This is a genomic window from Paenibacillus sp. Y859 (assembly GCF_056786405.1).
Genome location: NZ_JBXCIZ010000011.1, coordinates 115,563 through 136,889, shown reverse-complemented (window position 1 = coordinate 136,889; position 21,327 = coordinate 115,563). Strand labels below are relative to the sequence as shown.

At 41.9% G+C, this 21,327-nt stretch carries 21 protein-coding genes; 14 read left to right on the top strand and 7 right to left on the bottom strand.

Features of this window, described 5'->3' with window-relative positions; genetic code table 11:
- Window positions 1-61 precede the first annotated feature (61 nt).
- Entirely contained in the window at window positions 62-1,285 is a 1,224-nt protein-coding gene (locus AC1TO8_RS18985) for a hypothetical protein (RefSeq protein ID WP_482057198.1), read from the bottom strand.
- A 164-nt stretch (window positions 1,286-1,449) separates the two neighbouring features.
- Here AC1TO8_RS18985 and nikR point away from each other — a divergent pair, with 164 nt between their 5' ends.
- Entirely contained in the window at window positions 1,450-1,902 is a 453-nt protein-coding gene (gene nikR, locus AC1TO8_RS18980) for a nickel-responsive transcriptional regulator NikR (RefSeq protein ID WP_482057197.1), read from the top strand.
- Window positions 1,903-1,947: 45 nt separating this feature from the next.
- Here nikR and AC1TO8_RS18975 read toward each other — a convergent pair whose 3' ends face one another.
- The gene (locus tag AC1TO8_RS18975; RefSeq protein WP_482057196.1) at window positions 1,948-2,361 is read right to left on the bottom strand and encodes a hypothetical protein; all 414 of its coding nucleotides are present in this window, start codon (window positions 2,359-2,361) and stop codon (window positions 1,948-1,950) included.
- A 111-nt stretch (window positions 2,362-2,472) separates the two neighbouring features.
- Window positions 2,473-2,655: a hypothetical protein gene (locus AC1TO8_RS18970; RefSeq protein ID WP_482057195.1), complete on the bottom strand. Its 183-nt coding sequence runs from the start codon at window positions 2,653-2,655 to the stop codon at window positions 2,473-2,475.
- Window positions 2,656-2,897: 242 nt separating this feature from the next.
- Between AC1TO8_RS18970 and AC1TO8_RS18965 the strand changes: the two genes are divergently transcribed.
- From AC1TO8_RS18965 to AC1TO8_RS18955, 3 genes are read left to right on the top strand one after another with little or no spacing between them, the layout of a single operon-like run.
- Window positions 2,898-4,517: an ABC transporter substrate-binding protein gene (locus AC1TO8_RS18965; RefSeq protein ID WP_482057194.1), complete on the top strand. Its 1,620-nt coding sequence runs from the start codon at window positions 2,898-2,900 to the stop codon at window positions 4,515-4,517.
- 15 nt (window positions 4,518-4,532) lie between these two features.
- Window positions 4,533-5,528: an ABC transporter permease gene (locus tag AC1TO8_RS18960; protein ID WP_482057203.1), complete on the top strand. Its 996-nt coding sequence runs from the start codon at window positions 4,533-4,535 to the stop codon at window positions 5,526-5,528.
- A complete protein-coding gene (locus tag AC1TO8_RS18955) occupies window positions 5,525-6,349 on the top strand; it encodes an ABC transporter permease (protein WP_482057193.1) in 825 nt (274 codons plus the stop codon). Before AC1TO8_RS18960 ends, AC1TO8_RS18955 begins: the two co-directional genes overlap by 4 nt.
- A gap of 102 nt (window positions 6,350-6,451) precedes the next feature.
- Here the strand turns inward: AC1TO8_RS18955 and sstT are convergent, their stop codons facing one another.
- Window positions 6,452-7,684: a serine/threonine transporter SstT gene (gene sstT / locus AC1TO8_RS18950; protein WP_482057192.1), complete on the bottom strand. Its 1,233-nt coding sequence runs from the start codon at window positions 7,682-7,684 to the stop codon at window positions 6,452-6,454.
- A gap of 169 nt (window positions 7,685-7,853) precedes the next feature.
- Here sstT and AC1TO8_RS18945 point away from each other — a divergent pair, with 169 nt between their 5' ends.
- Entirely contained in the window at window positions 7,854-8,777 is a 924-nt protein-coding gene (locus AC1TO8_RS18945) for an ABC transporter ATP-binding protein (RefSeq protein ID WP_482057191.1), read from the top strand.
- On the top strand, window positions 8,767-9,375 hold the full coding sequence (locus AC1TO8_RS18940; protein WP_482057190.1) for an ABC transporter ATP-binding protein: 609 nt from the start codon (window positions 8,767-8,769) through the stop codon (window positions 9,373-9,375). The genes AC1TO8_RS18945 and AC1TO8_RS18940 overlap by 11 nt, the downstream gene beginning before the upstream one ends.
- A 68-nt stretch (window positions 9,376-9,443) precedes the next feature.
- On the opposite strand, the gene AC1TO8_RS18935 is transcribed toward AC1TO8_RS18940, so the two are convergent.
- From AC1TO8_RS18935 to AC1TO8_RS18925, 3 genes are all read right to left on the bottom strand, one after another.
- A complete protein-coding gene (locus AC1TO8_RS18935) occupies window positions 9,444-9,725 on the bottom strand; it encodes a YxcD family protein (protein ID WP_482057189.1) in 282 nt (93 codons plus the stop codon).
- A gap of 5 nt (window positions 9,726-9,730) precedes the next feature.
- A complete protein-coding gene (locus tag AC1TO8_RS18930) occupies window positions 9,731-10,165 on the bottom strand; it encodes a hypothetical protein (protein ID WP_482057188.1) in 435 nt (144 codons plus the stop codon).
- A 183-nt stretch (window positions 10,166-10,348) separates the two neighbouring features.
- The gene (locus AC1TO8_RS18925) at window positions 10,349-10,915 is read right to left on the bottom strand and encodes a beta-class carbonic anhydrase (RefSeq protein ID WP_482057187.1); all 567 of its coding nucleotides are present in this window, start codon (window positions 10,913-10,915) and stop codon (window positions 10,349-10,351) included.
- Window positions 10,916-11,027: 112 nt separating this feature from the next.
- Between AC1TO8_RS18925 and AC1TO8_RS18920 the strand changes: the two genes are divergently transcribed.
- The 8 genes from AC1TO8_RS18920 to mutS all read left to right on the top strand — a co-directional run bounded on the left by AC1TO8_RS18920 (window position 11,028) and on the right by mutS (window position 21,298).
- Window positions 11,028-12,545 carry a carboxypeptidase M32 gene (locus AC1TO8_RS18920; RefSeq protein WP_482057186.1) on the top strand — a complete coding sequence of 506 codons (1,518 nt, stop codon included), beginning with the start codon at window positions 11,028-11,030 and terminating at the stop codon, window positions 12,543-12,545.
- Window positions 12,546-12,731: 186 nt separating this feature from the next.
- A complete protein-coding gene (locus AC1TO8_RS18915) occupies window positions 12,732-13,742 on the top strand; it encodes an ABC transporter substrate-binding protein (protein ID WP_482057185.1) in 1,011 nt (336 codons plus the stop codon).
- 27 nt (window positions 13,743-13,769) lie between these two features.
- Window positions 13,770-14,543: an ABC transporter ATP-binding protein gene (locus AC1TO8_RS18910; RefSeq protein ID WP_482057184.1), complete on the top strand. Its 774-nt coding sequence runs from the start codon at window positions 13,770-13,772 to the stop codon at window positions 14,541-14,543.
- Between the two features lie 19 nt (window positions 14,544-14,562).
- Window positions 14,563-15,405, top strand: a complete 843-nt coding sequence (locus tag AC1TO8_RS18905) for an ABC transporter permease (protein WP_482057183.1) — start codon at window positions 14,563-14,565, stop codon at window positions 15,403-15,405.
- Between the two features lie 164 nt (window positions 15,406-15,569).
- The gene (locus tag AC1TO8_RS18900) at window positions 15,570-16,532 is read left to right on the top strand and encodes an aromatic acid exporter family protein (protein WP_482057182.1); all 963 of its coding nucleotides are present in this window, start codon (window positions 15,570-15,572) and stop codon (window positions 16,530-16,532) included.
- Between the two features lie 135 nt (window positions 16,533-16,667).
- A complete protein-coding gene (cotE, locus tag AC1TO8_RS18895; RefSeq protein WP_482057181.1) occupies window positions 16,668-17,219 on the top strand; it encodes an outer spore coat protein CotE in 552 nt (183 codons plus the stop codon).
- 149 nt (window positions 17,220-17,368) lie between these two features.
- Entirely contained in the window at window positions 17,369-18,607 is a 1,239-nt protein-coding gene (locus tag AC1TO8_RS18890; RefSeq protein WP_482057180.1) for a putative amidoligase domain-containing protein, read from the top strand.
- A gap of 36 nt (window positions 18,608-18,643) precedes the next feature.
- The gene (mutS, locus tag AC1TO8_RS18885) at window positions 18,644-21,298 is read left to right on the top strand and encodes a DNA mismatch repair protein MutS (protein ID WP_482057179.1); all 2,655 of its coding nucleotides are present in this window, start codon (window positions 18,644-18,646) and stop codon (window positions 21,296-21,298) included.
- Window positions 21,299-21,327: the final 29 nt, after the last annotated feature.

The following is a 21,327-nucleotide window of genomic DNA, read 5'->3' as shown; positions in this document are numbered from 1 at the left end:
CTTCTAACCGTTGGAATGACGGGGATCGCCTAATCAAAAACGAACCGTTAGGTTGGTGTTCTTAGGAATCTCCCACTTCAAACAGACCGTAAGGTCGGTTAAGTGGTGAGTAGTTCAATCTCTCATCCAATGCTTCAATAAATGTATGGATCTCTTGTTGCATAGGGTCGTTAAATACGTCTGTTACAGTTGGATACTCTTTGATAAGGCGCTCCAATAACGCAGTATACTCTTGTGTTAATATACCTGTCTTAGTATCGCTGTGAGAAGCGATAATATGATCGTATGCCGTTCTTACAATGGGTTTAATAGTCCTATCGGACTCGAATATGTCGGTATTACTTGACCCGATGAAAAAAGAAAATAAGTAACTACGTAAATCAAGGCTGAGCTGATCATATCGTGGCGATTCAGGATATTCTTTTAAATAAGCTTCAATTGATAATGCCCTGTTGGCGATCTGGCTCCATTCAATGACAATACTTCCATCCGCGATCATGGGGTTGTCAGATTCTATTGCTTTAAGCTCTAAGTAGGCAACAATAGTAGGGCTTAGGTAAGTGGAATAATCGAGTATGCTACGATAGTCGACAATAGGTACTACGACACCTTCTCCCTCAATGAGCTTGTACTTACCTTCGATTGCATCTATGGCCAACTTTTTAGCGTGATCATCGGTAATCTTCATTACGTCTTCCAAAGATATGGGGTTCATAAGATTACGGTATGCAGATATATTGCGCTCACTCAGAAAGATAGTAGAAGTGTTACGCAGGTCTATACGGTAAAACTCCTCCAATTCCATTATTTCCATATCAGCCTCTGCAGCAGTAGTGAGCGAAGGGAGATTCATCGCCAGAAATGTTGTATATTCCTTTGCTGAAGAATGCTTTTGGATAATGATTGTTCTCAGGTCTTCAACATGCGTTGCGGATAGCTTCGTGTACGATTGGAGCCCTTGAATATGTCGTTCTACATAGCCCTTCGTTAACCAAACATCGTAAAACACTTCAACCGTTTGAGGATCATTTGTTGGCTGAAAGTAAATGCGATAATCAGCGGGGCTGGACTCGTTCGATTGCATTGGATTCCATTCATCACCATTGAGGATTAGATGGGCGTTCGATACTGATTCGGGATCTAATATTATATGATAAGGTTGATATTCTGAATCTACGTTTAATTTATTGTGAATCATCAATGTAAAGCCTGAATCTTCAATACTGTTGCACCTAGTTGATAGAGCAGTAATGATTACAATTGAAATGATTAATCCCATTCGCATTCTACAACCTCCTCCTCCTCTTATAAAAATGATCTTTTACTCATTAAACGTAAAATCTTATGTTTTGTTACGTTTTACGATATTATGATACAAATAGAATACGATCATGACCAAGGAACGGAAACATGTTATTATTGGGGTAAATAATAAGGCAGGGTGGTAACATGGCAGAAAAAGAAGAGTTAACCCGATTCGGTGTGTCATTTCCAGCACCGTTAATTGAACAGTTCGATCAATATATTGAAGATCAGGGATATACTAACCGCTCAGCAGCGATTCGAGATTTGGTGCGACGCTCTTTATTGGAGCCTACTCGGCTACGTTCTGATGAATTAGTAGCAGGTACGATTGTTATGGTATATGACCATCACATAAGTGAGCTTCCTATGGTACTCATGGAATTGCAACATCAGTTCCACCACGACATTATCTCTACGATGCATGTACATTTAAACCATGCACAGTGTTTAGAAGTTATCGTTGTTCGGGGAAATGTAGCCAATCTTAGATCGCTTCATCAGCAAATTCAAGTACAGAATGGTGTGTTCTACGCAGAACTTTCGGTAACTTATGCAGATGATCAAGGTTCATCTGAGCTTGGCCATGATCATACATAGTACCTATAACAAAAAGAACATGTTCTGTACATGTTCTTCATCACGTTATAATTGACGAAAAAAGGTAGTCATTAAAAAGTAGTAAGCATTTGAAAAGTTTACTTCATTATCTTCTGTAGGGAACAATATCACCATTTCATCCATATGAAGATTAACTTCCTCTTCATAAACCTCATAATAATAATCGACTATTAACCGGTATGTGTTGTCTTTTGTAAGGATAGTTATTTCTTCTTTTAACATATTCTCCTGGTACGTATACCCGCTCTTCTTACATAACTCTTTCATTCTCTTAGACAGTAAGTTACGGGCGTCTGCGTTATCTCCTTTGATAACAATAAGTGGATTCTCATTTAAGTATATGGAGTTATGCCTTTCTTCTAATTGAGATGCCACGAGACTTGGCTTCACTTCGACCATCTTCTTTTCATTTTTGAACAACTTTTTTAATATATTCAAATCAATCACCTTCCTTTTTTATTCCTTTTCAATAGTATAGTTTCATTAACAGGAAATAATCCCCTTAAATGATCTTGACAAGATTTAACGATTTACAAATAGGCTAATTTCTTAACCTCTTCTTTCGTATATCAAATGCTTTAAAGCATACATAAAGAGACTGATGCCCCTCCACCATTCACTATTAAGTGCCATAAGTACATCTAAATTCAATCCCTTTCCTCTGAAGCTAACTTTAGTTGCATGGAGTACATCTAAATTACTGGAAATTCCACATTTCAGCGTTATCGCCATTTTTAACTGTACTTTGTACAACTAATTCTCTCTATCGCTACTTTTCCTACTAATTAAGTGTACTCTATGCATCTATTCTTGCCTCACCTTCTATAGACTTTTAAAATTATAAAGGGTAGAGCAGTAAGCCCTCCAAAGAACGTATACTTTCAATCTATGTTGAAAAATAATGGATTTCCTATCTGTTAGTGTTACAATAATGCTAAAACGTGTTACAGACATTAGTGGGGGGAATAAGTTTTATGTTACAGGGGTCTTTTAAATGTTCGCTAGTATCGGTAATCGTGTTATGTATACTGTTAGCGGGGTGTTCTAAGTCTGCCTCGCCGAAAGTTGAAGATCAGGGCAATACTGTGCAACCGAATAAGGATGAATTAATTTTGGCTGTCGGTGCCGAGCCAGAGGATGGGTTCGATCCAACGACTGGTTGGGGACATTATGGCTCACCGTTATTTCAGAGTACTTTGCTCAAGAGAGATGAAGACTTAAAGATTGTGAACGATCTAGCAGAAAGTTATGAAGTTAGTGATAACGGGAAAGTGTGGACAGTGAAGATTCGTAACGATGTGAATTTCTCTGATGGGCAGGCTTTGACTGCGGCAGATGTTGTCTTTACTTTCGAGAAGGCAGCAGAGAATGTTTCCACAGTAGATTTAACAAATATGGCGAGTGTGGAATCTCAGGGTGACGACACGGTGATTTTCACATTACAAGAGCCACAGTCTACCTTCATATCGATGTTAGTATCCATGGGTATCGTACCTGAACATGCTTATGGAGAGGGATATGCAGAGAATCCAATCGGTTCTGGCCCTTATACAATGGTGCAGTGGGATAAAGGGCAACAGGTTATCGTCGAATTGAACCCAGAATATTACGGTAAGGTTCCTTTTTTCAAGAAACTGACCTATGTGTTCTTAAATGAAGACGCTGCCTTTGCTAGTGCGAAGAGTGGCCAATTGGATGTTGCCTATATTGTGTCATCCTTAAGTAATCAGACGGTTGATGGAATGCGGATTGAGGATGTGAAGACCGTTGATAATCGCGGAATTATGTTTCCTTATATCCCTTCGGGTGGAACGACTGCGGAGGGATATCCGATCGGAAATGATGTGACGTCTGATATCGCCATTCGTCAAGCCATTAATATCGCTATCGATCGTCAGAAGCTAGTAGATGGGTTGCTGAATGGGTATGGAACTCCAGCCTATTCAACGAGTGATCATCTTCCTTGGTGGAATCCTGACACCGTGATTGAAGATGGAAATATCGACAAGGCTAAGCAGCTTCTAACAGATGCGGGTTGGAGTGACAATAATGGTGACGGTATTGTTGAGAAGGGAGAACTCAGAGCTGAGTTCACTTTAGTATATCCTTCGGGCGATATGGTTCGCCAATCTTTAGCTTTGGCGACTGCTGACATGGTGAAGTCTATCGGAATTCGAATGAATGTTGAAGGTAAGAGTTGGGATGAGATTGAGAAGATGATGCATTCGAGTGCTGTTCTGATGGGGTTTGGTAGTCATGATCCATTGGAGATGTACAATATTTATAGCACTGACTTTCAAGGTGTAGAATACTTTAATCCCGGTTATTATAGCAATTCAGTTGTGGATGATTGGATGCAACAAGCTTTGAGAGCGTTAACTGAAGAAGAGGCATTACAATATTGGAAGAATGCGCAATGGGATGGACAGACAGGATTCAGTGGGCTTGGAGATACGCCATGGGCCTGGCTCGTCAATATTGATCACTTGTATCTTGTGAATGATAAGCTTGATATCGGTGTTCAACGCATTCAGCCTCATACGCATGGATGGTTGATCACTGACAATATTGAGGATTGGAAATGGAAAGAATAAATAGAGAGGGGAATGATGATGGTCCGGGATGGTGTTTTCTTTATAGGGCGGAAGGCTTTTCGGTTAGTCACCCTCTTGATTATGGTCAGTATCGTCTCATTTACCTTAGTTCATTTATCACCTGTTGACCCCGTACAAGCTTATATTGGTGCAGATATGATGAAGGTAAGTGCAGAGCAAAGACAGGAAATAGCGACCTATTGGGGGCTAGATCAATCCCCAATAGAGCAATTCACACGCTGGGCATCTGCATTGCTTCATGGCGATTTCGGTACTTCGATGATATATCGCAAGCCTGTAACAGATGTCATCGGTGATCGATTTATAAATTCTGTGGTCCTTATGGCATCCGCCTGGATATTATCGGGTGTCATCGGGTTTACGATAGGTGTCATTGCAGCGCTTAAGAAGAATACATGGTTGGATCGTTGGATTAAATGGTATTGCTATACTTTAGCATCTACACCTACATACTGGATGGGCTTACTGCTCTTGATAGTGTTCGCGGTATGGTTAGGTTGGTTCCCCGTTGGATTAGCTGTACCCGTAGGAGTGCTTGCGGATCAAGTGACGTTGGGGGATCGAATCATGCATATGATTCTGCCTGCACTAACACTCAGTATTGTAGGTGTATCGTCTATTGCACTTCATACGAGGCAGAAATTAATAGATGTGCTAGAAAGTGACTATGTATTGTTTGCTAGAGCTAGAGGGGAAAAGGGTTTCACCTTATTTCGGCGACATGGTCTGAGGAATATTGCTCTGCCAGCGATTACATTACAGTTCGCTTCTTTCAGTGAATTGTTCGGTGGGGCGGTTCTAGCGGAGCAGGTTTTCTCATATCCAGGTCTTGGACAAGCAACGGTAGAGGCGGGACTAAGGGGAGACGTCCCACTGTTGTTAGGACTCGTTCTATGTAGTGCTTTATTTGTCTTTACTGGGAATGGCATTGCAGATGTCCTCTATCACTGGGTAGATCCGCGAATCCGGGAAGAAGGTAAGACAGCATGAGGATCATCAATAGGCGACAACGTACATTCATAGTTGCTATAGGGGCTGTATTGTTGTTATGTTCAATAGGGATTGGCAGCATGCTGCTCGGTTCAAAATCATCCGCAACACAATTAGATGCTCGTAATCTTTCCCCAGGGCTAAACCATTTATTCGGTACAGATTGGTTAGGCCGGGATATGTTTACCCGGACTGTACAAGGACTTTCGCTTAGTATTCGAGTTGGCTTACTAGGTTCAATCAGCAGTGTGATTATAGCGGCTATATTAGGATTGATGTCTGCAACGATGGGAAAAGTCGTCGATCAGATTATTTCTTGGCTCATCGACTTGTTCCTAAGTGTTCCCCATTTAGTGATGCTCATTCTGATTTCTTTTGTGTTTGGTGGGGGAATGAAAGGGGTTATTATCGGCGTCTCATTAACGCATTGGCCCAGCCTTGCACGTGTCATTCGCGCTGAAGCGATGCAATTGAAATCGGCTGACTTTGTACTTGTATCTCGGAGTCTAGGGAAATCTAGGTGGTGGATTGCTTCAAGACATTTGTGGCCACATCTCGTACCGCAATTGCTTGTTGGATTACTGCTCATGTTCCCACATGCTATTTTACATGAATCATCGATTACATTTCTTGGCTTAGGTTTGTCCCCACATCAACCGGCAATTGGTATTATTCTGTCTGAATCCATGCGATATTTGTCAACGGGGATGTGGTGGCTTGCTATCTTTCCTGGATTAGGTCTTCTTATTGTCGTACGTTCTTTCGAATGGCTTGGTGAATATTTACGTTTGAGGGTCGATCCCCATGGGTCGCGTGAGTGATACATTCTGAGGCTGTAAAAAATTCAACCCCATTCACAAATCCTGGATTTGTGAATAGGATTGTCTACATTTTAAATAAGTGGAATCTATAAAAATTAGTTTCTAAGCGTTGATAATAATTTCCTTACCTTCTTTACGTGTTTTGGCATACTCAGCTGTTGCTGTAAAAAGGACATCGGAGGATGAATTCAGTGCCGTTTCACAAGAGTCCTGTAACACACCTATAATGAAACCAACTCCAACGACTTGCATAGCAATATCATTCGGAATTCCGAATAAGCTACATGCTAGAGGAATGAGCAAGAGGGATCCCCCGGCAACACCTGAAGCGCCTGCAGCCGATACAGCTGCTAAGACACTAAGAATAAGCGCAGTACCAATATCGACTTGAATGCCGAGAGTGTTCACTGCAGCAAGTGTTAAGACAGAAATCGTAACAGCTGCACCTGCCATATTAATGGTAGCACCTAATGGGATCGAAACAGAATACGTATCCTCATCTAAACCTAACTTTTCACATAAACTCATATTTACCGGGATGTTTGCAGCTGAGCTACGTGTAAAGAATGCTGTAATACCGCTTTCCCTCAAGCATTTAAAGACAAGAGGATATGGATTTTTACGAATATAGATGAATACGATCAATGGATTAACGACAATAGCTACAAAAATCATACAGCCCAGTAGCACTAAAAGTAATTTCCCGTAGTCGAGCAAGGTTGCAAGCCCACTTGTTGCGATTGCATCAAAGACTAATCCCATAATTCCAATAGGCGCCAAATTAATGACCCATTTCACTAATTGAGATATAGCATCTGAGAAATTAGAAAGCATGTTTTTGGTAGAATCAGTAGCATTTCTTAACGTAATGCCAAGAAGTAAAGCCCAAGCAAGTATGCCAATATAATTGGCATTAATAAGAGCATCGATCGGGTTAGCAACGATATTAAATAGTATCGACTCAAGAACTTCTAGAATGCCACCTGGAGGTATCAGATCTAGGTTGCCTGTTGTAAGTTTTAATGTAATCGGAAATAGAAAACTAGCTACAACGGCCACTAATCCGGCTAGGAATGTACCTAAACCATAAAGGACAATAATCGATTTCATATTTGTTTGATGTCCACTTCGATGTTTAGAGATGGCACTCATAACTAAGAACAAGACTAAGATGGGGGCAACAGCCTTTAATGCACCTACAAACAATGAACCGAAGATAGATACCCCTTGTGCGGCATCAGGAATTGTTAAAGCCAAGATAATACCAATCATCATGCCCAGAAGTATTCGTTTTACTAGGCTGACTTGATTCCACTTGTTAATTAAATTACTCATTCATAACCCTCCGATATTATAATAGAAGCATAACAAAATAGAGTATAGCTGTTTCGCTGCATTGTGACTGTTTTCACTTATGTGAATTGATAATTGTCAGTTTATCACGAATATTCTCGATTGTGAATGAAAGAAAATATATTAATGCATAAGGAGGTTCATATTAGATATGGCTATTCTGGAAGTACATGATTTATCTATCTCTTTTAAGGAGTACACAGCGAGAATGCGTCATCAGACTACGAAGGTATTAGATGGCGTTAATCTGTCAGTTGAAGAAGGGGAAATCGTGGCGGTTGTTGGTTCTAGTGGCTCTGGTAAAAGCCTGCTTGCCCACGCCATATTAGGAATACTCCCGGATCATGCTGTATTGTCTGGAACGATTCGTTACCAGGGCGAGATATTGGATGCGACAAGAAAAGCTGCTCTTCGAGGTCGTGAGATTGCACTTGTGCCTCAATCCGTTAACTATCTAGATCCCTTGATCAGAGTGGGCGCGCAAGTACGCACGTCGGTAAGGGATAAAGATCCCGTGACAGAGCAGCGGAAGATATTCAAGCGATATAGACTGGCGGAACATGTTGAGCGATTATTTCCATTTCAATTATCTGGAGGTATGGCGCGGAAGGTGCTGGTCTCTACAGCAACGGTCAGTGGCGCAAGTCTGATTGTAGCAGATGAGCCAACACCGGGCATGCACCCAGATGATGTGAAGGAAGCGTTACAGCGCTTTAAAGAATTGGCAGATGATGGATGTGCGGTATTGTTCATTACACATGATATTGAATCGTCTCTTCAGATTGCTGATCGGGTTGTCGTTTTCTATGCTGGAACTACGGTTGAAATTGCTTCTGCTCAAGACTTCACAGATCGAGGAGAGCAGCTTCGACATCCATACAGTCGTGCTCTATGGCAAGCTTTACCGCATAATGATTTCATCCCGCTAGCAGGTATGCAGCCAAGTCCCAACCATTTGCCAACGGGATGTTTATTCGCACCTCGTTGTCCTTGGGTTATACCTGAATGTAGTCGTGAGCGACCAAGCATTAGAGAGGTTCGTGGCGGAAGTGTGAGGTGTATTCGTGCAACTTGAAGGTAAGCATTTAAGTTTTCGATATGGACAAGGACCGTATCTTTTTCGCGATATCAATATAGCTGTTCAGTCTGGTGAAGTTGTCGGAATAGTTGGACCTAGTGGTTGTGGCAAAACGACATTAGGACGTATATTAGCTGGGTATACGAAGCCGGAAGGGGGAGAGGTCACCATCAATAAGTCAGCGATACCTCGAAGTGGTCACCATCCTGTCCAAATGGTTCTTCAGCATCCAGATCGAGCCGTTAATCCACGTTGGAGAATGAGACGAACGCTAACCGAGGGATGGGCTCCAGAAGCTTCTTTTATTCAAGAGATGGGGATTGAGGAAGAATGGCTAGAACGATGGCCAAATGAACTATCAGGCGGTGAACTGCAGAGAATCTGCATCGCTCGTGCGTTAGGACCAGATACTCGCTTTTTGATTGCAGATGAGATGACAACGATGTTAGATGCGATTACTCAGGCACAGATATGGCATACCGTGCTTGAAATAGCGAAGGCTCGTCAATTAGGACTACTCGTCATTAGCCATGATTGGCATTTGATTAAACGCTTCTGCGATACGATTATACCTTGGAATAACAATATAGAGTAACTAGTTGTCAGACGAAAGAGGATGTCCTTAAGTCATGTTCATTGACTCACTAGGACATCCTCTTATGTTTAAGTCGTCACAACATTCGCTGTAATCTCTTCATCGATATCTAATGTTACCTGTTCACGGAAGGCACGAATATCGTATTCACTCTGCAAGTAGCGAAGGATTGCTTCGATCATATTCGATTCAACGAGATATTGACTCCGGCCTTGTGTCCACACTTCGGCAGAATACCCCTGTTCTTCATCCCAACTCAATTCTACTTGAACATCTGTAGGACGTATGCCTTTGCGTTCGGCCATGTGTAGGCAAATAGCATTAATAATCTCATCCATGGAAAGTTCCATATCTATTAGTACCTTCCGTCACGTGGATCTGGTTTACGACGGTTCTTGTAAGCGCGATATCCAGCAAGTGCTAAGGAGATTAGTACATAAATTGCTAGCACGTTGATTGCTAATCCGATAAGATCGCCCATGAAGCCCATATTACCAAACATGCCTCCGAATAACATTCCAGCTAATCCACCAATCATCAAGCTTTTCATTAAGCTACCGCCACTGAAAAACCCACGTTTCCCAGTTGATCCTGCAGCCGTTCCTGCTGTGGATTTGTTATTCGTTGTAGATTTGCTTACATTACTATTTGTTGTAGATTTCTTAGGTGTGTTCGTGAAAGACTTCGTTCCGGATTTAAATCCACCACCACGTCTTGCATCGACACTAGTTGGGGAAATTGTAACAAAGATAAGAGTGAAAGCCATAACAACCATAATCCATTTTTTCATACGAAATTGAATCCTCCTGAAGTATAATAGTGTTGTGTATCTAGTGATGTACGTTGATACTTATTAAAGTTTCAACAGAGAGAAGTGTACACTGAAACTGTATGGTTTGGCAAATAAACAGACATGAGTTACGCAAAAAACACGAATCCGATAGATTCGTGTTCGTACGTATCATAGTGTATGTTACAAATTTTTGTACCCATCGATAACAAGTTCTAATGCGCCATTGTCCGGGTCGATAATCATTCCGTGTACAGGTATATTTGCCGGGAGCAGTGGATGTTTATTGATAACATTAACCGTATGAATGACGCCTTCATGTACATCATTGAATCCTCTAAGCCATTTAGATAATCGAATTCCTGAGTTCTCGAGAGTGGATAACACGGTTTCTGAGATACCACGATCTTTGATCATTTCGATCATATGATCTGAGTTCAATGAAGCCATGCCACAATCTAAGTGAGCTACGATGAAGACTTCATCTGCTTGTAGTTCATAAATGGCAACTAATATACTACGCATTACGCTACCAAAAGGCTGGGATATAATGGCGCCGGCATTTTTTATAAGTTTAACGTCGCCATTTTTGAAATTCATAGCTTTGGGAAGTAGTTCTGTAAGTCGGGTATCCATACAACTGAGTACAACAATTTTCTTGTCAGGGAATTTACTAGTGCGGTAAGCCTCGTATTCTTTGTTCTCAACAAAATGTTGGTTATACTCCAATACTTCAGAAATGTGGGTCATAGGGAAGATCCCTCCTCTGTTAGGATAAATTCGTTCTTAACAGTTGATTATACTTTTTGTAATAAGTATCATCAAGAGGAAAGTAGAAAAATATCACGAGGTGAATAATAAAATGGAAAATGAAGTAAAAATGAAGTTAGATCAATTTCGCGAATTAGTTCGTAAAATAAGAGGTTATTATGAGGCTGTATCTTTATTGCACTGGGATCTAAGGACAGGTGCTCCCCGCAAAGGTGCTGAATTCCGATCAGAAACAATTGGTATATTAGATACTGAAATGTTCAAATTACAAATTTCAGATGATATGGCGAAATACTTGGAGTATTTTTCAAATGAGAATGTTATTGCGCAACTTGATGATGTAGATCGAAAGATCATTCTGGATTGTAAAAAGGAGTATGAACTGAACAAGCTCATTCCAGCAGATCAATTTCAAGAATATTCTGCCTTAACGGCACATGCTCAGACATTGTGGGAAGAAGCGAAGGAAAAGAGTGACTTTGCAGGGTTCGAGCCGTATTTAAGTAAAATCGTTGCTATGAAGAAAAAGTTCATCGATTATTGGGGTGTTAAGGGAACTCGATACGATACACTGATCGATATGTATGAACCTGATATGACAGTGGAGAAACTGGATCAGATTTTCAGCCAACTTCGTAGCCGTCTAGTACCATTAGTCGAAGCGATTCAAGCCTCTCCACATCAACCGGAAAAAGGCTTTCTCCAACAAATATTTAAAAAAGAGCAACAAGAGAAATTTGGACTCTTTATTCTTGAACAAATGGGATATGATTTTGAGGCAGGACGTCAAGATGAAAGTGTGCATCCATTTGCTACGAGTCTTAACGTTGGTGATGTACGGATTACGACGCATTATGTGGAAGAGGATGTGACGAATGCGTTATTCAGCTCATTACATGAAGGCGGACATGCGCTTTACGAGCAAAATATTGATGTGAAATTTGCTGGGACTCCACTCGCTGAAGGCACCTCAATGGGTATTCATGAATCACAGTCTCGCTTATGGGAGAATATGATTGGACGCAGTGTAGCATTCTGGGAAAGATATTACGGTGATCTACAACAGCATTTCGCTCCACAGCTTCAAGATGTAGCGGTCGAGGACTTCTACCGTGCAATTAACAGCGTAGAGAACTCTCTTATTCGAATTGATGCAGATGAATTAACATATAATCTTCATATCATTATTCGTTATGAGATCGAGAAGATGCTGTTTAATGACAACTTATCAGTGAAAGATCTGCCGAAAGTATGGAATACGAAGTACCAGGAGTATCTTGGCATTCAACCTCCAAATGATGGACTCGGTGTCCTTCAAGATGTACATTGGTCTGGTGGAGATTTCGGATATTTCGCATCGTATTCACTTGGGAACATGTATGCGGCACAATTTTTAAATACGATACGTAAAGAGCTGCCACAATATGATGAATGGATCGCTGAGGGGAATTTACTACCTATTAAGGAATGGCTTACGGATAAAATTTATCAATATGGAAAAAGTCTGACACCATCAGAAATTATAGTTCAAGTGACAGGTGAAGAGTTGAACCCGAATTACTTGGCAGATTACTTGGAAGCGAAATATAAAGAAATATACAAGTTGTAAGATTGAAAATGCAATTTAATATATTTATATTTATAAGGTTAATATTTAATGCCATGAACCCCTGCATGTTGTAGGGAATCATGGCTTTTTGCGCTGAAGATATCTGAAATATGCCATCAAGAATAACCTTTTGTAGGCTGTAGCATATGATGCAATATGTTTACTTGGAAGAATGGAGGGATACCTATGTGGAAAGCAAAAAGAACGATTGTGGCAGCTATAGCTGTTCTTCTCATCTGTAGTACAGTTGCTGCCGGTTGCGGAGGGAAAGATACTATAACGAAGGTGAAGATTGGGGAAGTGACCCGTTCCGTATTTTATGCACCAGAATATGTGGCCCTGGAAAAAGGCTTTTTTAAAGAAGAGGGATTGGATGTCGAGTTACAGACGATTCCTGGCGGAGATAAGACGATGACTGCTTTACTGTCGAACGCTATAGATGTGGCATTAGTTGGTTCGGAGACGTCCATTTATGTGTATCAGCAAGGATCTGAAGATCCCGTAATCAATTTCGCACAGTTGACTCAGACAGATGGAACGTTTCTTGTTGCTAGAGAAGACAGCGGCACATTTAACTGGGATCAGTTGAGGGGAGAAGTATTCTTAGGGCAACGTAAAGGCGGTATGCCGCAAATGGCTGGAGAGTTCACGTTTCATAAGCAGGGAATTGATCCACATACAGATCTAGAATTGATTCAGAATATTGATTTCGCTAATATAGCCTCTGCCTTTGCTTCGGGAACTGGACAATATGTACAGTTGTTCGAACCACAAGCCTCCATTTTTGAAAAAGAGGGTAAAGGTCATGTAGTTGCTTCATTCGGCGTGGAAAGCGGACTCCTACCTTATACTGTGTTCATGAGTAAACAAAGTTATATCAAGAATAATGCGGATACCGTTCAGAAATTTACGAACGCGGTACAAAAGGCTCAAACTTGGGTAGCCGATCATAGTCCTGAGGAAATTGCAGATGCGATCATTCCTTATTTCAAAGACACAGACCGTGAGATTATTATTTCTGCAGTGAAACGTTATCAAGAACAAGGGACGTACGCAACAGATCCTCAATTAGACGATGCGGAATGGAATAACCTGTTAGACGTGATGGAGAACGCTGGTGAATTGAAAGAACGGGTGGCACGAGAAGATATTGTGGATAATACATTTGCTGAGAAGGCCAAATCTACAGTGAAGTAACTTACCCCAGCCAAAAGGAGAGTGCATATGGTACCTGTTGTAGAGTTGAATAATGTTGCTCATATTTATATCACCGATCGTGAAGCCTCTCTGGCTGTGGATCGCCTTCAACTGACTGTACATCCTGGAGAATTTGTAAGTCTTGTTGGGCCAAGTGGCTGTGGGAAAACAACGATTCTTTCGATCATTGCAGGCCTGATTACACCAAGCCAAGGTGAGGTTCTTGTGTATGGACGGAAGCTTATGGGGCCATCATCCGAAGTAGGATATATGTTGCAGCAAGATTATCTGTTTCCATGGCGGACCATTCTAAATAATGCGCTTCTCGGTTTAGAGTTAACAGAGGGGGTCACATTAGAGAATAAAGCGATGACCTTGGCATTGCTTGAAGAAATGGGGCTACAAGGGAAAGAGAATATTTACCCACAACATCTTTCAGGTGGGATGCGCCAACGCGTAGCGCTCGTAAGAACATTAGCGACAGATCCGGGTCTATTGTTATTGGATGAACCTTTCTCTGCATTGGATTATCAGACGAAATTACAATTAGAAGATCTTATCTCTCGTACTTTACGTGAACGTAACAAAACGGCCGTGTTGGTCACTCATGATCTATCAGAAGCGATCGCCATGAGTGATCGAATTATTCTACTTGGCAGCAATCCGGGTAGAATAAGAAGAATATTTGAGGTGCCGAGAAATATCCGTGACGTATTGCCTTTTCATGCTCGTGATCAGGAGGGCTTTCAAATTCTCTTTCATGAGATCTGGAGCGCGATGGAAATGACGAGTGATCTGTAAATGAGGAGGTGTGATCAGTATGAACAGGTCGAATCCAACAGAGGATGAAACTCATATAGCGAGAGGGAACTTGCTTACAGAACGATATCAGCAATATCTCGCGCATAAAAATAAACTACGCAGAAATGTATTAACGGTCCAACTGGGTTTGTTGTTGTTTATTCTAATTTTGTGGGAAACCGCGGGGAAACTCAAGTGGATTGATGTATTACTGTTTAGTTATCCTACAAAGATATTTAATCATATTTGGGAAGACATCGTCAGTGGAGAGATTTGGAGGCACATCGGAACGACCGTTGGTGAGACTGTTGTAGGATTTGTACTTGGTACGTTGCTTGGGACTGGGATTGCCGTTCTGCTCTGGTGGTCCCCCTTCGTATCGAAGGTGCTAGATCCTTACATGGTCGTATTCAACAGTATGCCTAAGGTGGCATTGGGCCCCCTCTTTATCGTTGTATTTGGTGCTGGTTTTACAGCTATCGTTGTAACTACGTTGTCGGTCATCGTCATTATTACGACATTAGTCGTGTACAATAGTTTCTCAGAGGTAGATGCGAACCTAGTCAAAGTGGTGAAGACATTTGGTGGTTCACGTTCGGATGTATTTCGTAAAGTGATCTTACCAGCATCATTTCCTGCCATTATTTCCACCTTGAAAGTGAATGTTGGTTTGGCTTGGGTCGGTGTCATTGTGGGTGAGTTTCTAGTGGCGCGGATGGGTCTAGGGTATTTAATTATTTATGGTTTTCAAGTGTTTAACTTTACGTTAGTGATGTCGAGTCTGTTTATTATTGCAGTTGTAGCAACGGTGATGTACCAGGCGGTTGTGTATATGGAGCGCAAGCTGTTAATCCACAAGTAGAAACGACTTCGCCGTCCTTTATCAAGGACGATGCCCGTTTCAGCGGAAATATAAGAAGTTGAGAATCCACATACTCAAAGCGTATGATAACTCACATTGTGTTGACTTATTAAATAAAGTACCATGAGACTACAATCATAATGACAGAAAAGAGATGTGTTCTCATGGGTATTCGAGTTATAAAAACAGCGATAGCTACACTTATGTCTATTCTGATCGCTGATATGGTCGGTATACCAAATCCTCAGGGTGCGGGTTTATTAGCCATTTTAGGTGTCGAGGTTACTCGTAAAAGGAGTTTGCGCACGATTTCAGCTCGTTTTTTCGCCTCTATCGTGGGGCTTCTTTTTGCATGTATGCTATTTGCCGTCTTTGGTTTCCACTACTGGGTCCTCGGGTTATTTGTATTGTTCGGCTTTCCATTAATCGTTAAAACGAGTTTTAAGGAAGGAATTGTTACAAGCTCCGTCGTTGTATTTCGTATATTTGGTGGCGAGGATCTATCGTTGCCCGTGCTATTAACACAAATTGAATTGCTAATCATTGGACTGGGTTCAGCGATGGTCGTTAATATGGTGTATATGCCTAAGGTGAGTACACAGATGATTGAGATTCGTCACAAGGTGGACGGGCTATTCGCTATAATATTTCAACATATTAGCCATACTTTACATAATCCCAATTATGTTTGGGATGGAAGCGAACTAATCGAAGCGGGAAAAGCCATTGCAGAAGGATCTCAAGCAGCAAACCGGGGGATGGAGAATCAAGTGGTTCATCCAGATGCAGCATGGAATATTTATTTCTATATGCGTAGGGAACAGCTGGATTTAATTCTAGTCATGGTGCAACGAATTGCTGAAGTATATCAGAAACTTCCTCAGGGTGAATTGGTAGCCGAATTGATGGAACAACTTAGTCATGATGTAACGGAATCGGTATATACAGGTCGTACTGAGATGCTGTTGGAAAAGTTGGAACAAGATTTCAAAGAAATGGATCTTCCAACCACTAGGGAGGAATTCGAGATTAGATCTTCTATTTTACAGCTATGTCGCGAGTTATCCTTATATCTGAAAATTGCTAAGAAAAGTAAGGCTCCTATTCCTGAAAAGCTAACATTTTGAACTCGCACTAGTAGATTTCTACTCAAACATCGTTGCTTTAATAGAAAATTTTATTTATTTGTACTAGGCTAATCAACTTTTGCCTAGTCCCTGCATACACTTAGTAGTGAATGATTGTATGGAGGAGGTTCGAAGATGTCATTAAGTCGTAAACAACAAAGTAGAGAGATCATAACGAAAGCGATCTGTGGCAAAGGTCGTAAGTTCTCTACCGTAACACATACCGTAACTCCGCCGCATAATCCAACCAGTATTTTAGGTGCATGGATTATTAATCATCAGTATGAGGCTGTTGCGGCGGGGGACGGAATTGAAGTTATTGGTACTTACGATATCAACATTTGGTATTCCTATGACAAGAACTCTCAAACCGATGTAGCGAAAGAAACTGTACCTTATGTAGATTTTGTCTCGCTATCGTATGTAGACCCGAGACATCGGGCATCCACAGTTGAAGTCTCTGCGGATGCCACGCAGGAACCTAGTTGTGTGGAAGCAAGTGTGTCCTCGGGAGGTGGAAGTGTCATCATCCGTGTCGAACGGGAATTCACAGTGGAACTCATTGCGGAGACGAAAGTGTTTGTTCTCGTCGGTAACGAGATTTTTGATGACAAGGAATTTGAGTTTGCCGAGGATAATGTTGACTACGAAGATTTGGATCCCGACTTATTGGATGATGATCTGTAACGCATGCGGTTAATTTGTGAAGTATTAAGGTAGTATATGTTGCGAGGGCGTCTGTGTAGAGGGCGGATGCCCTCCTTTTTTGTTTTTATTTTAGAGGATGTTCAAAAAGTCATCTTTTGATCACGAAGTATAGCAGGGGGCGTATTTAAGTGGATCTAGGGTTGCGGTTCTTTGAATCAATGTCATTGTCTGTCCGTCAAGCTCGGCTCATTCGTTCGGGGGTATCGTCTGAATTAGCGGAAGGTAGGAGAGATCGCCGTCAGGAATCTACATATCGCAGTAGATATGCTGTACAAGTGTGTGATTTACGTGGATTCAATGTCTCCAAGCTAGCGAATGGAGGAATAAGGACGGGATTAACGATGACGTCTGGAGTGGATGAGGAACAAAGTTCTTTAATGAATAGATTGGCGAAGGTGGCCGTTCGAAGTTTTTATACATTAGGATTAGAATCAGGCGAAGCTATAGTCTCAACCTATGGTGAACGTCGCTATGTGTTGGAGAAGATCACGCCGTTGTCGAGATTACAAGACACGAAGTTGTTAGGGTTATATCATCAGCATCAAGTCAATCTACATAACGCATTACGTATGGAAAAAAGGAAAGGGATTCAGCTTATGATGGGTATGGATCCTGAATTTCTACTTATTGATTCTTCTTCAATGGAAGTCGTCCCGGCATCAGATTTTCTAGAACGTACAGGGGAGGTGGGATGCGATGCTGTTCATATGGGGGGGATTACTAGCTTCCCTGTTGCTGAATTGCGCCCCGAACCGAGTCTACAACCGCGTGGATTACTTGTGGAACTTATGCACGCCATGAGTTCTGCTTCTCACATGATCAAAGACAGATCCTTAATGTGGAAAGCTGGGGGAATGCCAGTGCCTGGATTACCTTTGGGTGGGCACTTGCACTTCAGTGGTATCGTTCTGACTTCGGCTCTTTTGCAAGTGTTGGATAATTATCTCACTCTCCCCGTAATGTTACTTGAGGATCAATCAAGTTTGGCAAGGAGACCCCGTTATGGGTATCTTGGGGATTTCAGAAGACAGCCTCATGGGGGCTTTGAGTATCGAACTCTACCTAGTTTCTTAGTATCTCCAATGGTTACAAAGGGTGTCGTTTGTCTTGCATATATCGTGGTTCGTAATTATAAAAAGTTAATGTTGCGACCATTAGAGCAAGAGAAAATTCATAGCGCTTTCTATGAGGGGTTGAAGCAGCCGATTCGAGATTGTATCGAGCCCTTATTCCGAGATATGAGATCACTTAGCGACTATTCAAACTATTCAAAATATATCGATCCTCTGTTGGATCGTATGTCTAGCGGAAGATCATGGGATGAATCACGGGATATCCGTCCGCTCTGGAAGGTTCCTGTGTTATAATCAGGATTAGCATAATTAGATTTATGGAGGTAACTCATGTCCCAATATACGCCAATGATTGAACAATATTTGAATGTGAAGAAACAAGCCCAAGATGCATTTTTATTTTTTCGACTAGGGGATTTCTATGAAATGTTCTTTGAAGATGCTATCCGTGCATCTCGTGAGCTTGAGATTACGCTTACGAGTCGTGGTGGCGGAGGAGATGGCAAAATACCGATGTGTGGTGTTCCTTACCATGCCGCGGAGGGCTATATCCAGCGTCTCATTGAAAAGGGATTTAAGGTTGCCATCTGTGAGCAACTTGAGGATGCTGCAACGACGAAAGGAATGGTACGCCGAGGTATCGTTCGCGTTGTGACACCAGGAACGAATATGGACGGCAAGAATATAGCTGATAAATCAAATAATTATTTAGTCTGTGTGACAACTTCAGGTGGGATGATGAGCTTATCTGCTTGTGATTTGTCTACTGGAGAATTATACGTGACATCTGTCCCATCCTCACTGGAATGGTTACGTGATGAGATTAACATATATGAACCATCTGAGATTATTGGAGATGAAGGGATGCTTGCGAGCATTCGGTCATTACAGCTTCAAGGGAATAGACCTGTCCTTTATACGCCATGGGAGAAGAAGGAAGAGAAGATGGTCAGAAGTCAATTCGGCGAAGCCGCATGGGCTCGACTAGACCAAGAGCGTGGAACTTGTATCTCTGTACTGATCTCCTATCTTAATGAGACACAGAGACGTTCGCTAGGTCAATTAACACAGATCTCATCGTATGAACCTGGACATTATATGATTCTGGATCCTTTTACCCGCCGTAATCTAGAGTTAGTAGAGACCGTCCGTGACAGATCTAAGAAAGGCTCACTATTATGGCTTCTAGATAAAACAGAGACATCCATGGGAGCACGCCTATTACGACGTAGAATCGATAAACCGTTGTTACATCGTAGTCGAATTGAGGAAAGGCTTGAAGCCGTAGAATTGCTGTACAACCAGCTTATATTACGTGAAGATTTACGGCATTCACTCAGTGATATATATGATTTGGAGCGGCTTGTAGGCAGAATCGCCTATGGCAATGCTACGGGTCGAGATCTGATAGCGCTCAAGTTATCACTAAGACAGATTCCAGCGCTTAAAGAGCTATGTGCTGCTTCCTCATCGGTGACATTAGGGAAGATTGCAAGCGAGCTGGATCCCTGTGGTGATCTGCATGACGCGATTGAGCAGGCAATCGTGGATGAACCGCCTATTTCAGTTCGAGAGGGTGGATTAATTAAGGCTGGATACCATCATCATTTGGACGAGCTTAGAGAGGCCAGCACTAACGGGAAAAAGTGGATTGCGGAGCTAGAGGCGCAAGAGCGCGTGGCAACGGGAATTAAGTCATTGAAGATTGGATTCAATAAAGTGTTTGGATATTATATCGAATTAACCAAGGCTAATATCGGGGCATTACCAGAAGGAAGATATGAACGGAAACAGACGCTGGCGAATGCGGAACGATATGTCACGCCTGAACTGAAAGAGAAAGAGGGATTGATTCTCGAGGCTCAGGAGAAGATGGTGGACTTAGAATATGAACTCTTCACAGAGCTAAGAGAGAAATTGAGTAATCAAATCCAACGACTACAATCCCTTGCGGAGAAGGTCGCTGAATTGGACGTATACCAATCTCTCGCTGCGATTAGTGTAGAACATGGTTTCGTGAAGCCGGTGCTGACGGACAATTACGATCTGATCATTGAAGGTGGACGTCATCCTGTCGTCGAGGCTGTGATGAAAGATGCTGATTTCATTGCTAACTCAACGGAATTATCTAAGGAATCGGCCAATATTTTACTCATTACGGGTCCTAATATGGCAGGGAAAAGTACGTATATGCGTCAAGTGGCTCTTATATCTATACTGGCTCAAATGGGCTGCTATGTACCTGCAAATCGAGCGGAAATTCCTATGGTAGATCGTATATTTACTCGAATTGGTGCAGCGGATGACTTAATTGGGGGCCAGAGTACTTTCATGGTTGAAATGGCTGACATTCAAGTGATGACAGAGAAAGCAACCTCGCGGAGTCTGATCATTATTGATGAACTTGGACGTGGGACTTCAACGAGTGAAGGGATGGCCATTGCTCAAGCGGTTATTGAATTTGTACATGATCAAATTGGCTGTAAAGCACTAGTCTCAACGCACTTCCACGAATTATCACATATGGAAGAAAGTTTGATTGGCTTACGCAATTACTCTATGTCCGTGCAGGAGAGTGGCGACAAGGTCCACTTCCTACGTAAACTGATTCCAGGCGCTGCCGGAAGTAGTTATGGCGTTTATTGTGCTCGCTTAGCAGGCTTGCCAGATTCCATTATTGACCGAGCCAATACGCTTCTGGAAGGTTTGGAACATGCGCCTTCGCAAGTGGCAGTTAGTGTTGAGGAAGTTAAAGACGATAACTATGATCATAGAAACGAGATAAAGGAAGCTAGCGCTGTTGTGCAGCTATCTATATTTGGTGAAGAGGATATACAACACAAGAAGAAGGAAACACCAGCGCCAATGAACCCTTCTGTCACTCATATTATTGAATCGGTTAAGAATGTGGACCTCATGAATATGACACCGTTACAAGCGATGCAATTGTTACTTGAGCTTAGTGTGAAGGCGAAAGGGATATAAGTAGAACCATAATATTCAGTACGAGAGAG